At 59.8% G+C, this 12473-nt stretch carries 12 protein-coding genes; 1 reads left to right on the forward strand and 11 read right to left on the reverse strand.

The features are described from left to right. Positions 1–15 precede the first annotated feature (15 nt). On the forward strand, positions 16–2124 hold the full coding sequence (locus ABEB25_RS15915) for a beta-propeller domain-containing protein (RefSeq protein ID WP_345737407.1): 2109 nt from the start codon (positions 16–18) through the stop codon (positions 2122–2124). Here ABEB25_RS15915 and ABEB25_RS15920 read toward each other — a convergent pair. From ABEB25_RS15920 to ABEB25_RS15970, 11 genes are all read right to left on the reverse strand, one after another. Further along, the gene (locus ABEB25_RS15920) at positions 2121–2885 is read right to left on the reverse strand and encodes an HNH endonuclease (RefSeq protein WP_345737408.1); all 765 of its coding nucleotides are present in this window, start codon (positions 2883–2885) and stop codon (positions 2121–2123) included. The two genes, ABEB25_RS15915 and ABEB25_RS15920, sit on opposite strands and share 4 nt — an antisense overlap. 309 nt (positions 2886–3194) lie before the next feature. After that, on the reverse strand, positions 3195–6029 hold the full coding sequence (locus ABEB25_RS15925; protein WP_345737409.1) for a DEAD/DEAH box helicase family protein: 2835 nt from the start codon (positions 6027–6029) through the stop codon (positions 3195–3197). Positions 6030–6195: 166 nt separating this feature from the next. Continuing rightward, entirely contained in the window at positions 6196–6477 is a 282-nt protein-coding gene (locus ABEB25_RS15930) for a hypothetical protein (protein ID WP_345737410.1), read from the reverse strand. A 337-nt stretch (positions 6478–6814) separates the two neighbouring features. Beyond that, positions 6815–7216 carry a hypothetical protein gene (locus tag ABEB25_RS15935; protein WP_345737411.1) on the reverse strand — a complete coding sequence of 134 codons (402 nt, stop codon included), beginning with the start codon at positions 7214–7216 and terminating at the stop codon, positions 6815–6817. A 69-nt stretch (positions 7217–7285) separates the two neighbouring features. Beyond that, positions 7286–7861 carry a vacuolar protein sorting family 37 protein gene (locus tag ABEB25_RS15940; RefSeq protein WP_345737412.1) on the reverse strand — a complete coding sequence of 192 codons (576 nt, stop codon included), beginning with the start codon at positions 7859–7861 and terminating at the stop codon, positions 7286–7288. After that, positions 7858–8832 (reverse strand): TrbI/VirB10 family protein, encoded by a 975-nt coding sequence (locus tag ABEB25_RS15945; RefSeq protein ID WP_345737413.1) that lies wholly within the window; start codon positions 8830–8832, stop codon positions 7858–7860. The genes ABEB25_RS15940 and ABEB25_RS15945 overlap by 4 nt, the downstream gene beginning before the upstream one ends. After that, positions 8829–9740 (reverse strand): hypothetical protein, encoded by a 912-nt coding sequence (locus ABEB25_RS15950; protein WP_345737414.1) that lies wholly within the window; start codon positions 9738–9740, stop codon positions 8829–8831. Before ABEB25_RS15950 ends, ABEB25_RS15945 begins: the two co-directional genes overlap by 4 nt. Continuing rightward, positions 9724–10392, reverse strand: a complete 669-nt coding sequence (locus tag ABEB25_RS15955; RefSeq protein ID WP_345737415.1) for a hypothetical protein — start codon at positions 10390–10392, stop codon at positions 9724–9726. The genes ABEB25_RS15950 and ABEB25_RS15955 overlap by 17 nt, the downstream gene beginning before the upstream one ends. Positions 10393–10397: 5 nt before the next feature. Then, positions 10398–11456 (reverse strand): hypothetical protein, encoded by a 1059-nt coding sequence (locus tag ABEB25_RS15960; RefSeq protein WP_345737416.1) that lies wholly within the window; start codon positions 11454–11456, stop codon positions 10398–10400. 9 nt (positions 11457–11465) lie between these two features. Continuing rightward, positions 11466–12254, reverse strand: coding sequence for a hypothetical protein (locus ABEB25_RS15965; RefSeq protein WP_345737417.1), 789 nt, complete (start codon positions 12252–12254; stop codon positions 11466–11468). 37 nt (positions 12255–12291) lie between these two features. Beyond that, on the reverse strand, positions 12292–12468 hold the full coding sequence (locus ABEB25_RS15970; protein ID WP_345737418.1) for a hypothetical protein: 177 nt from the start codon (positions 12466–12468) through the stop codon (positions 12292–12294). Positions 12469–12473: the final 5 nt, after the last annotated feature.

Genomic DNA, 12473 nt, shown 5'->3' on the forward strand with positions numbered 1-12473 from the left:
TCCAAACAACCCACCATGCGCACATTCCTCAGCTTGCTCCTCCTTTCGCCGTTCGTTCATGCGGCCGAGCACTCGATCCAACCCGGCGACAATCCTCAAGCCATCATGGACCGCGCCGTGCCCGGTGACCGCCTTGTGTTTCTCCCTGGCGAGCATCGGCATGCCCCAGCCAAACATCGTGCGCTGCTGTATGTGGACAAATCCGTCGAGATCGAGCTGAAGGAGGGCGCAACGCTCAAGCTCGCTGATAACGCGACGAAGCTCGAAGCCGCGCCCGAAATCACCACGGATCAGGACGCCGGGAAGAAGCTCGATGATATGGAAGTGGGGGGCGAATTCGATCTCAAACGTCCATCCATCTTTACGATTGTGACCGACTCCGAAGGCCGTGATGGGCAGCCAGACACGTTCGCGTGGGGAGTGTTTCACAACGTGGACAATCCAGAAGGCACCGCAAAGCTTGCGGCGTCAGAAAGCAAGTTCGGTGAAACACCGCACAAGAAAGTGCCCATCACCGGAGAATGGCAGGAGCTGGAGCACGGGGTGAAGATTCGCTTTGGCAGCCAGACGGGCCACAACAAGGGGAGCCGCTGGTTTGTGACCTATGATGGACCGGAGGCCTACGGCATCCGTATCGGTCATGGCAGGCAGCCTGAATACATTGAAAACGTGCGCATCACAGGCAAGGGCACCATCGACATGAACGCTACGCACAACGTGCAGCCAGGTTTCCTGGTGAAGGACATCAACGCCTGCGTTCTCATTCACGGGCGCGTGCGCGGCGTGGTCGTCGAAGGCATCACCATGACTGAAACAAACCGCTCCGTGATGTGCTATGGCGAGCACAGTGGACGCTTTCTTCCAGGGGGTGCGGTGACGCCAGGAGAGTCCTTCGATGCCGAAAACATCACCATCCAGCACACTCGCACCCTGAATCCCAACGGGGCGGCCTACCTGCTGGGGCACCCTTCCTTTCGAGGTCACTTGCGTAACGTGAAGTGCAACCACAACTACATGGAGACGGCCGTGACAGCCATCGAGCCCAACTTCAATCTCGATGGTTATGAAGTGATCGGGAATGTCATCAAAAGTGGGGGCAATGCCATTCACTGCTGGCGGCACTCGAAGAATGGCATCATCCGGGACAATCTCCGCATCCACGATAACACGAAAAAACCGGTCATCATTTTCGGTGCGCCGGCAGGCTGGGAAAAACCTGAGCCACCTCTCATGCGCAACAATCGCAACCACCTCAGCGATGCCGCGCAGGCAGAGCCAACCAGCGTGCCGCCCTTCGGACGCCGGGTGCTCGTCAGCGATTACGGTGGCGACAAGATCGCCATCATCGCTGCGGACGGACGCGTGGAGTGGGAGCACCCAGCGGAGAAGCCTCAGGATGTGTGGATGCTCGCCAACGGCAACATCCTCTTTAGCCATCTTCGCGGTGCGCGTGAAGTGACAATGGAAAAAAAGATCGTCTGGGAATACACCAGCCCGAAGGGAACGGAGGTCCACGGCTGCCAGCCTCTGCCTGAGGGAAGCGTGATGGTCGTGGAAGGCGGTACCAAGCGACTCGTCGAGATCGGGCGGGATGGTAAAATCGCCCGCGAAATTCCCGTGCCGGTGAAGACGAAGAAAGCGCATGATCAGATGCGGGGTTGCCGCCGCACTGCAGATGGGCGCTACCTTATCAGCGCGAAAGGTGACCGTGCCGTCCTCGAACTCAGTGCGAAAGGAGATGTTCTTCGTGAAATCAAAACACCCGGTGATCCACACGAGGTCCGTGAGCTTCCGAATGGAAATCTCCTCATTGCCTGCGGCGAGGGTGAGGCCCTGATTGAATTGGATCGTGAAGGCAAGACGGTGTGGAAGCTGGGCACCCAGGAAGTGCCGAACAATCCCCTCCGCCTTATCAGCGGCTTCCAGCGCCTGCCGGACGGCCACACCCTCGTCATCAACTGGCTAGGGCACGGTTACCTCGCCACCACGGCACAGTTTTTCGAGCTGGACGAACAGAAGAAAATCGTCCGCCAGTTCACGGACCACGCCCGTTTCACCAGCATCAACAAAGTGCAGATGCTGGATGTAACTGGGGACCCAGCCAGAGGAGAGATCTGGCGCTAGGCTGTCGGTAGGAGTTGCGCGGGTGAATGATTCAAGCCTTTCGCTCGTGCACGGATCTCACGCAGATCATTGATCGTGCGCACCTCACCTTTAGCTGAGTTGAGGCCACGATGGAGCATGGCGTGGCAGTTCGGGCATACGGGTTTAAGGTCTTTTGCGGGATCATGAAATTCACCAGCAGGATCCATGCTGCCCAGCGGGCGCTCGTGATGGACGTGAATGAAGTCGCGACCGATCTCCCCATACTCATCGAGGAAATTCATCTCGCACACGGTGCAGCGTGGCTCGTGGAGGGCGAGGCAGAGGGCACGGTTGCGCGGATCACGTTCGCGGCGAGTGCTCCATGTTTCGATCAAACGCCCCTCCAGGCTGGAGGCAGGGTCTTCCTCCCTGTGAGCGAACGTCTCGTCATCGAAAATCTCTTCGCTCGTTTCGGAGAGATCGGTGGCCGCCGCCCCTTCCCCACTGGCATAGTAGGGATCTTCCTGGAGATGGCGCTCCCAGGCCGCCCACACGGCATCGCGGATGGCCGGATCGAGTTCGATCCCACTGCCCTGCGGGGTCCAGTGGAAGTCTTCGGCACCTGCAATGGTGCCGGGATCCAGCGGAAGATTTAGATCCGTCAGTGCCCTCCAAAGGATGTCAACGCAGTGGCCACCTTCCTCTGCCTCCCAGCCAAAACTGCGGATCCAGCCGCTGCCCACGATGCCTCGTGGGGCACGACCTTGACGCAGCATCAAAAAGCGATCGCCGGCTTTCACTTTTTTATGCGAGCGGCAGGTCCAGACCCCGTCGGCCGTTTCACCCTGATGCCCGTGTCCGCACTCTTTCCTCCCATCGACCCGCGAGACCCGGACCTGCACGAGACGATAGACCGGCTCATGACACGCCGGTTCTAAAGGGGAAAAGCCAAAGAGCTTTTTCCTTCGGAAAAAGCCCATACAAGCCTCTTTTACGGAGCACAGCGCAGGGCAAGGGGAAAACGGAATAAGTGCCCGCAGGGCCGGAGCGAAGCGGAGTTATGCCGGATTTCCACTTGTCCCGGAGCGAGCACCGGACCACGCCAGCGGTCACACTTTCACACCCTGCCGCATCGAACGGGCCGTAGTCAGTGATTCGGTTTCGGTCTCGGCTTGCTCGTCCACCTGGGTGCTGGCCTGATTCTTGGAGAGATCCAAAGCGGCGATGATTTCCTGCTGACGCTTCTCGGCGCTTTCCAGCTTTTCCTGATGTTCAAACGGAACATCGAGCTGGGTCTTCAATTCCCCGATGCGTTTTCCAAGGCGCTTCAGATTCTCCTCCGAGTCGGCCTGCTGGGATTCCATTTCGCCAAGGGCGTGCTCCAGTGAACCGATGGTTCCTTGCGGGCTGTCGCTAACCGTCGCCTGATAGGTGTTCTTCCCGTGAATACGCAGTTCGATACGGGCATCCAGCCGATGAAGTGAGATGGGAAACCCGGCGACGGAGCCGATTTTGCGGCTGGACTGCATGGGTTTGAGCGCGGCCCCGATGAAGACCAACTGACGGCCGGCCTCGACCCGTTCGTCGTAATGGTTGCCGTTAATGGTCATGGTGAAGTTGTCGCCACGTGTCGGCGTGCGGGTCGCGAGGTCTTGCTGAAGGTTGGCGACGAATTTTTCTTCCACGGTCACGTTATGCTCGGCGCTCTTGATCCGCAGACGAATGGAATGCTGGCTGTCCATGTGCTGACGGCGCAGGCGGTTGAAACGGATGACTTCGGCATCCACCTGGGCCTTTTCAATGACCATCGGATTGCCGGAGGCAATCGCCTTCACCTCGGCGTAACTGAGAGCGGTGGCGTCCACGTCCTCCGCCTTGCGCATGGTGGCGTCCCCGATCATCACCTGAGCGATGAAGCGCGCCTTTGTCTCCAAGGTCTGCCACATATAAGCGTCGAAGCTGCCCTCGGTGACATAACGGAAAACGCTGACAAACTCGTTGGTATTGCCCTGCCGGAGAATGCGGCCCTCGCGCTGTTCGATGTCGGAGGGACGCCACGGAGCATCCAAATGATGCAGCGCGATAAGACGGTGTTGCACGTTGGTTCCTTCGCCCATTTTCAGGGTGCTGCCCAAGAGGATGCGCACGTCTCCCTCTCGCACCGCTCTGAACAGCGCGGCTTTTCCCGTGTCGGTGTCGTGATCCTGAATGAAGGCGATTTCTTTTTCAGGAACGCCGTGGGCAATCAGCTTGGCGCGGATGTCGTCATACACGGAAAATTCCCGCTGCCCCTTCTTCGGAGTGGAGAGGTCGCAGAAAACAAGCTGGGCGCTTTTCTGAGGCGAGGAATCGAGCCAGATGCGATGAATTTTCTCCACCGCAAGATTCACCTTGGAATCCGGGGCGTCTGGAGCGGCAGGCGCAATCAGACGAAAGTCCAGAGCGGCCAATCTCCCCTCCGAGGTAATTTTCAGCATGTTGTCATCCTTCGGATTCACCTTTCCGCCTTTGATCTGCTCCGATCGCTTGACCAGTGTTTCGACAAATTTCTGGAGACGTGAACTGCACGGGGCGCTGGCGATGATGGGCCGCCCGGTTTCCAGTTTGGGAATCGGCAGCTTGAGCATGTCGGCTGTCTGCACGTCTGCCGTCTGGCGGAACTGCTGCATGAGTTCCGGCACGTTGACGAAACGCGCGAAGCGGTGTTGCAGACGGTAGCCTGCTCCATCGGGACTGAGTTCCATCGCCGTCACCGTTTCCCCGAATGTCCCGGCCCATGAATCGAAGTGCTGAAGCCCGAGACGACGAAGCGACGCCATTTGCAGATAGCGCTGCATGGTGAACATCTCCGCCATCGTGTTGGAGATGGGTGTCCCGGTGGCGAAAACGACGCCCCCGCCGCCGTTGCGTTGCTGAATGTGCCCCACCTTCAGGAACAAATCGAAAGCCCGCTCCGACGCCGTTTGCGGCAATCCGGCCACACGGGTCATTTTGGTGGTGTAGAACAAATTTTTGAACTTGTGGGCCTCATCGACAAACAGGCGATCCACGCCCAATTCCTCAAAGGTCAGCGTCTGGTCTTTCTTTTCCTCGGCAGAGAGGGAATCCAATTTGAACTCAAGCCGTTTGCGCACGCGCTCCAGTTCCTTGACCAAGCGCGTTCCGCGCGTCTCAGACTTTTGTTCGCGGATGACATCCTCGATTTCCTCAATCTGCGCTTCAATGAACTCCTTCCGGGCGCTGGCGGAGAGCGGGATTTTCTCAAAGCTGGAATGGGTGACGATCACAGCGTCCCAATTCCCGGTGGCGATGCGGCTGAAAAGCTGGGCGCGGCGATCCTTCGCAAAGTCATCCTTACCCGCCGCGAGAATGGTGGCGTTGGGGTAAAGGGTGAGAAGCTCCGTGGAAAACTGCGAAAGCATGTGATTGGGCACGGCGAACAAGGGTTTGCGGGCCAGCCCGAGACGCTTCATTTCGATGGCGGCGGCCACCATCGTGTAGGTTTTGCCCGCGCCCACGGCATGGGCCAGAAGCGTGTTCCTGCTCTGGATAATGCGCCAGACGGCATCTTTCTGGTGAGGGCGCAGCGTGACCTGGCGACTGCTGGCGGGCAGGGTCAAGTGAGCGCCGTTGAAGACACGAAGACGCTCGGAATTGTATTGGTCGTTGTAGAGGCGGCAGAGCCTTTCCCGGCGATCGTCGTCCTCCCATACCCACGTCTTGAACCGCTCTTTGATCTTCTCCTGCCGGTCGCGCGCGCCTTCTGTCTCGGTGGCGTTGACGTAGGGATTCCCGTTTTCGTCCCGGTCATAGACGGTGGGCGTTTTCAGGTTAAGGCAATCCTGAATCAGATCGAGGGCGGCATATCGCGCCGTGCCCCACTCGGTGGTATTGGCCACGGAAACCTTGGCCTGCGGACTGCCCTGCACGAACCATGCGCCCACCCGACATAACGCACCAGCGTTTGCTGCTCCTCGGGCGTGGCCTTGCGGCGTTCGCTCTCGACGGTGCGGAGACTCTCAATGGCCCGGAAATTGCCGTGGCACTTTTCCTTGAGCGAGCCAGCCCCCAAGTGATCGCCGGGGCCGATGCGATAGCCGACAGGGCGGCTTAGTCCTCCTGGTCGTCCTCGGGCGGCAGGAGGATGTATCTCTCCCGCACCATTTCCCAAGCCTGACGGCTGGCCTGATCCATCGTCAGTCCGTCCGCCACCAGCTTGTCCTCCAAGGGCAGCAATTCGTCCAGTGTCCGCTCCTGCGCTTCGTAGAGAGCTTCCTCCAGTCTGCTCGTTTCCTCCAGTTCGCGCACCATTTTGGGACGGAACTCGCGCCAATGTTTCTCGGCCATCAGTCCGTAGGCGCTGATCGGAAATGCGGTCTTCGTCGCGTTCATGGTTTTGAAAAAGGTCGAAGAAGTTGAGTTGTTCGGCATCCGGTTGAGCGGAGACCTTGCCTTTGCGCTTAATCATAGCCGTTTTTGGGGCAAGCGTAAACGGCTCTCTAAAAATGCCCGCTCCCTCGTGGGAGCAATGCCAGCCCGTTTTGCATGGGAGACGGGATGCTCCCGATTTGGAGCATGAACCCCTGACACGCGACCGCCCGGAGGTCTTCCGGGCGTTGGCGTGAGAGTGGAGGGCGGCGGGCAATCAGGTCTGCGGTGCCGGGAGCGGAGGGCGTGCGGAGCGGAAGCCGGAAGCGGACGGGGCCGCAGTCCTGATGCGGTGGGGCGGTCAGACTTTCACGCCGCCCTGTTGCTGCGTGCGGGATTTGAAAAACCCGATGTCCCGCAGCACTTTGCTGCCCATGCGCACGAGGGCGTTTTGCTGTTGTTCCTCCGGCAAGTCTTTGACGAGCGCCTGAAGGCTTTGCTTCAACTCGGGATCGCCTTCGATCTTGCGCAGCACGCCCTGGTCGAGCTTCTGCTGGCGCTCCTGCTGCTGGACTTTCGTCAGGACCATCGCCCGCTCCATCCGTTCGCGTGGCATACTCTGGACGTACTGCCAATACTTCGGGTTCTGCTGGATGTAGGCGTCGATCTTGGCGTTGACTTCCGCATTGTCGCGGAACGTAGGGGTGGATTCCCCGGCTTGAGGTGCGCTGTCGGCACCGTTGGATTTGGTTCTCTTTATCATAGTAGGTGGTTCCTTGATGGAACGGTTTGGGGTTATGGGGGGCGCGGTGAAGTAGGTTTCGGAGATGGCTCACCAAGGGATGTCGTCGGTTGCTGGTGCGCTTTTGGAGGCGTCTGGAAGGCGGGAGCGCATCTCGTCCTCCAGCGATTCCAAGCGCTGGCGGGTGTCCTGAAGCTCCTTGCGCATGGCGGCGTTTTGCTCGGCAAGGACGCGGTTTTGCTGCAAGGCTTCCGTCATTTCGGTGAGTTTTCCGGAAACGATCTGTCCACCCTGAATGACCGCCTGCGTGGCTTGGCGCTGCCGGTTCAGTTCCACGGTGAGTTCATTCCCTGAAGGTCTGGAAGCCGTGGCGACAGGTGTGGGAATGGTCGGTGGTCCTGACGGGCGCGTGAGGTTCCACTTGGGCGAAGATTCCACCCTATAGAGGGTGTGCGCCTCGTGCATCACGCCCCGCTTGCGCGGTTCCACGTAACGGCCCACGGGATAGGCTTTGATGACCTCGGGGTGGCGGACGCTGGCGGTTTCTCCGCGCTTCAAGACCCGGCCCGACATTTCCGGCGTGACGGGAACGATGCGCTGGGCGGGCTTGCTGGCGCATGACGCCAGCAGCACGACGAGGGGGATGGCAAAAAGGAACGGTTTCATGGTTTGGCGGTGGTGGTGAGTGGGATGCGGGTGCCACCAACGGAAGCATTGGAGGCGTCCATCGTTTCGGTGACGTAGAGGTAGAACTGTTTGCCAGCGGGAACGCGGACGTAGAACCCCTCCCGTTCGATGGTATCCATGATCTGGCGGGCGTAGGTATTGAGCACCTGCTGGATGCCTCCCAACCCGGCGTTGCCAACGGTGGCCGTGGCCTGTGAGCCAAGCAGCGTGCTTTCGCGTTCGGTGAAGGCTCCGGCGGCTCCGCTCAAAAACGAAGCGACGAACAATTTCACCTCCGCGTAATCGTCGCTTTTGAGAAGCTGGCCGCGCAGTCCGGCGCTGCCATCGGTGATGGCCCAGCCTTCTCCGTTGGCTTCCTTCTCGCGGTCGAGGGCAATGCCGGAAAGGCGCATTTCCTTTCCGTCCTGCCAGACCAATGTCCATTGGCCCTGGCTGGCGATGCGTTCGCGCATCCGATCCACGCGGGCGGTTCCGTGAACCTCGGTGCCAACGGGGACAATCAGGCGTCCGTCGTGCCATACGTCCTCGGTAATGAGGCCGATAATCGGCGTGTCGAGCGCGGAGGAATCCACCGTGATGATGAGCTGGCAGGAGATGAGGCGACCAAAGGGCGCGTAGTCCTTGCTCAACTCGCTTCGCGTATCAGGCAACGCGGGCGGCTGGGCGAACAGGCTCAACGGTGGAAGCGGTTTCGGCTTGGCTTCGGGCTTGGCCGCTGGCGGAGGAGCGGGTTTGGTTTCCTCCCGTGGAGGGCGGAAAGGCGTCATGTCCTTGGTGACGGACTGCACGACCTGCGGGGTTTGCTTCGCGGGAGGTTCGAGCGGCGGTTCCTTGGAGCCGGGCGGCCGGAAACCGCGAACGATAAAGTAACCGATCACGCACAGGACGAGGAAGATGAGGAATGCGCCCGTGCGCGACTTCATGAATTGGACGGCATCGCGCGGGTTCATTTCGAGCCTCCTTTGCTTGGGAGTTTGAGTTCGGGCAGGACACCCGGCGAAGCCATCGAGTCGAGAACGATCACGAAGTCGTTTTCGACGGAGAGGTCGTTGCGTCCGCCGTCCGGCGTGCCGGTGACGGCGAAGTAGGCCACGGCATCCTTCTTGGGTGGGATGGTGCCGGAGGCGTCGCTGATGGAGGCGTTGAACCGCCGCTCACCCACCTTCAGCACGAAAGCGCCCGGATCGTAGCGGAGTTCCTTTTCCGTGGTGTTGCGGATCGTGACACGGAAAACCAGCGTGTCCTGCACATCGAAGCGGAAGGCTTCTTCCAGCAGGATCTGCATGTGCCCATGATCCATGATGGGCGGCTTGGGCCGGTAATCCTTGAAGATGACTTGCTTGACTGTGAGCGGCTGACTTGCCTTCAGCACCGGATAGGCTTTGGCGGTGTCCAGTAGAGCCAGCAAGGCAACGGGTGTCACCGGCTGCTGCCGCTTGGCGGCCTCCAGTCGCGGGTCGGGTGGCGTCTGGAAAATGAGCGACAAGACCGGCGCGGCGCTGTCCTTCAATTCCAGCACATAGGTCTTGTTGTTCCAGCGGACGTTGACGTTGGTCGTGGCGTCCTTGATGAGACTGCGCACGGAGAAGAACGCCGTGCCTGGCTGGTGGGCCAGTTGGAACAAACCTTGCGTCTTGTCGTCGGTGGACACCAGCGCCGCGTCGATGGCGGCGATGGATGAGGGGAACGAAACCGTGGTGACACGGGCGACGGAAACCGGCACCGCATAAACGCGGTGCTCGTCGAGAGCCAGCGAGTGGATGGCTTTGGGCGGGTCTTCGGCGGCATTGACACCTGTTGACAGGGCAAGAAGGACGACGAGACCGTGATGAAGCAGTATGTTAGAGAGCGGGTTCATATTTGTAGTCGGAGACGGCGGTGGGAAACCGCCCGTTTTGCACTAGGTCGGGATTGCGGCGCATTTTCAGCGCGAGCTTGAACGGAACGACTTCGTTGAAGACCTTGCCTTCAAAGACGCCGGTGCGGAGCAACTGCCCCGTGACCTGGGTCAGCACGAAGTCCTGACGGGTTTCCAGAATGTCGATTTTGGCGACCTCCGGTTTTTGGTGCTGCCGCTTGGCTTTGAACTCGGGAGCTTCAGCCGAAAGCTGGCGCAGGGCTTTTTCATAAGCTCCCTTGAGGAGCAGTTGTTTCAGCAGTTCGGGATGATCGACACCCGAAGGGCTGCGTTCGAGAAGGGCCATGACGACCAACGTGCTTTGCTGCGCGTGGAACTCCTTGGCTTCCTGAAAGCTGAGAAGGGGCGAGACATGATAAGTGCCTGCCGGATCGAGGATGACGACGCGCTCGCGCTCCTTCAGTTGCCGGATGAGCAAGTGAGGCTGCACCAGCGCGACGGCGACCGCTAATCCCGCCACCGCGAACCAGAGCAAGGCCGTGCGGTCCTTGTCCACAAAGATGCGGGTCGGGGAAAAGCGGGGCTTCGCGGGCCGGTTCGTTTTGAGTGGGACGGACGTTTCGCGGAGGGATTCAGTGGATGATGATGTCATGATGGTTAGCTTTTGGATTTGCGGGATTTGCCGATGGCGGCGGCGGCCTTTTTGTCATTGGCCGGATCGGACGAGTCATAGGACGAGTTCGATTTCTTCCACCGCGCGGCATTGCCGGCGACTTCACCGATGCTGGAATAATTGGAGCCGGTCAGTGCCGATGACCCGAAGGCCAGCGCACCCGCTCCCGCCGCTCCTGCGAGGGCGAGCGGTGCGCCAGCACCCGTGGCAGCCATGGAGGCCCCCGTGGTGGCGGCGCTTTGTATTCCTGCTCTGGCGGCTCGCCAGCCACCGCTTAGGAAGGCGGCTCCCGCGTTGGCTCCTTCGGAAATCATCTTCTGGATCACGAGCGGAGCGGCAATGGTGCTGAAGACGATCCACAGACCTGCGGCGGCGACGGCAAGAAGGTTTTTGAGTTCCTCCAGTCCCGTCGCAGACACGAAGCTGTCCTGCGACATGATCTCCAGAAGCGTGTCCGTGACCATCGAGGCGAAGCCCCAGCCGAGCGGCCACATCAGGATGCCCACCGTGCCGAGCAGGAAACGCACTCCTACGGAGGACAGCGTTCTGACACTGAGGAAGCCGATGAAGATGGGCGCTGCGGCTATCGCAAACGCCAGCACCAGCTTGTAGATGATGTAGGCGATGAAGACGACCGTCTTGGCGAAGAACTGAAGTATCCACAGCATCGCGGCGATGAGCGCCTTGAATAACTGCTTCTCGGAGTTGAAGATGGTGTACCAGAAGCCGCCTTCGGCGTCATCTTCGGAGGAGGCCGTCATGGCCTTGTATTTCTCATAGACCGCGCCGGGGTCGGCTTCCAGGGTATCGTGAACCAGTGAATGCACCACGGTTTCGCCCGTCTTCAGCCACGTATTGAACTGCGACAACATCAGCACGATGATGATGGCGTGAACGATGGCCCGCAGATACATCGTGCCGGAGCGGTTGCCGTTGCTGACGCTGCTCCACAGTGAGAAGACGACGAGCACGAAGGCGATGGGAGCCAGAGTGTCGAACAGCAGCTCCGCCTTCTCATAGAGTCTGGTGTAGAACTCATTCATGGCTTTGGATCAGCGTTTTGTTTCGGGCAGCGTCATCAGCTTATCGAACTCCTGGGTGGTGATGCCCCATTCGGCGGCGTCCTTTTCGCGCTGGGCCTGCGCCTGCTTCTCCTCGTCGTTACGGTTGAGCGTGTCCTGCACCGTGACCTGGGAAGCCGCCTGCTGCACTTCAGCTTGTAGAGCGGCGAGTTCCGCCCGCTGGCTGGCCAGCACGCCTTGGAGCTTTTGCACTTGTGCGTCGGTGGTTGCCGCCTGCAACGAAGTGGTGGTGGAACTGATTTCGCGCTTGAGGGACTGGATGCGGCCCTGCGCCTGCTCGTGGACGGTTTGAAAGTTGTCCACGGTGTTTTCCAGTGCGCCGAACTTTCGATAGAGGGATTCGGCACGCGGGACTTCGACGCCGGAAATCGAGATGTTTTCGATGCTGCGGTAAAGTCCGTTGGCGTTGTTTTGCAGGGACTGCACGCCGGAGGCGGTTTCCTGAAGCTGCTCCAAAAGCTGGCCGATGGGCTGCTGCTGAAGCTGGCTGATGATGTTGTCCGCCCCGGTGATTTGCAGCAAGGCGGAGGGATCGCCAAAGGCTTCCACGTAGGCCGTGACCTGCTGCAACTGCGAGGTCAGCAGATTGATCTGCTCGACCTGCTTGGAAATCATTTCGACATACTTGGCGAGGTCGATGGCGTGCTGGGTGGCGCTTTGCGCAATGGCAATCGGATCTTCGACGACGACTTGGGCGTTCGTTTTATGAGGGGCGAGACCGATGACGGCCAGCCCGGCGATGAGGATGATTCGTTTCATGGTTTTGAAGTGAGTTCGAGTTTCGTGACGACGGGTTTCAGGGGCGCATGGATTGGCCCCGTTGTTGCTGTTGCAGCAGGCGCAGGCGTTCCTGCTCCTGCTGGCGGATGCGCTCCTGTTCGGCGCGAAGCTGTTCTTCACGCTCGCGGCGCATTTGCTCGGCATCGTTGATGCGGTCGAGGTTCGGTTCGTAGGGTTTGTAAGGTTCGATCATGGCTT

This window comes from Prosthecobacter algae, from assembly GCF_039542385.1.
In the GTDB taxonomy this organism is placed as follows: Bacteria; Verrucomicrobiota; Verrucomicrobiia; order Verrucomicrobiales; family Verrucomicrobiaceae; genus Prosthecobacter; species Prosthecobacter algae.

Coding starts and splice junctions, on each gene's coding strand:
- ABEB25_RS15915 (WP_345737407.1), top strand. CDS start 16: ATGCGCACATTCCTCAGCTTGCTCCTCCTTTCGCCGTTCGTTCATGCG.
- ABEB25_RS15930 (WP_345737410.1), bottom strand. CDS start 6,477: ATGAACGCGACGAAGACCGCATTTCCGATCAGCGCCTACGGACTGATG.
- ABEB25_RS15935 (WP_345737411.1), bottom strand. CDS start 7,216: ATGATAAAGAGAACCAAATCCAACGGTGCCGACAGCGCACCTCAAGCC.
- ABEB25_RS15940 (WP_345737412.1), bottom strand. CDS start 7,861: ATGAAACCGTTCCTTTTTGCCATCCCCCTCGTCGTGCTGCTGGCGTCA.
- ABEB25_RS15945 (WP_345737413.1), bottom strand. CDS start 8,832: ATGAACCCGCGCGATGCCGTCCAATTCATGAAGTCGCGCACGGGCGCA.
- ABEB25_RS15950 (WP_345737414.1), bottom strand. CDS start 9,740: ATGAACCCGCTCTCTAACATACTGCTTCATCACGGTCTCGTCGTCCTT.
- ABEB25_RS15955 (WP_345737415.1), bottom strand. CDS start 10,392: ATGACATCATCATCCACTGAATCCCTCCGCGAAACGTCCGTCCCACTC.
- ABEB25_RS15960 (WP_345737416.1), bottom strand. CDS start 11,456: ATGAATGAGTTCTACACCAGACTCTATGAGAAGGCGGAGCTGCTGTTC.
- ABEB25_RS15965 (WP_345737417.1), bottom strand. CDS start 12,254: ATGAAACGAATCATCCTCATCGCCGGGCTGGCCGTCATCGGTCTCGCC.
- ABEB25_RS15970 (WP_345737418.1), bottom strand. CDS start 12,468: ATGATCGAACCTTACAAACCCTACGAACCGAACCTCGACCGCATCAAC.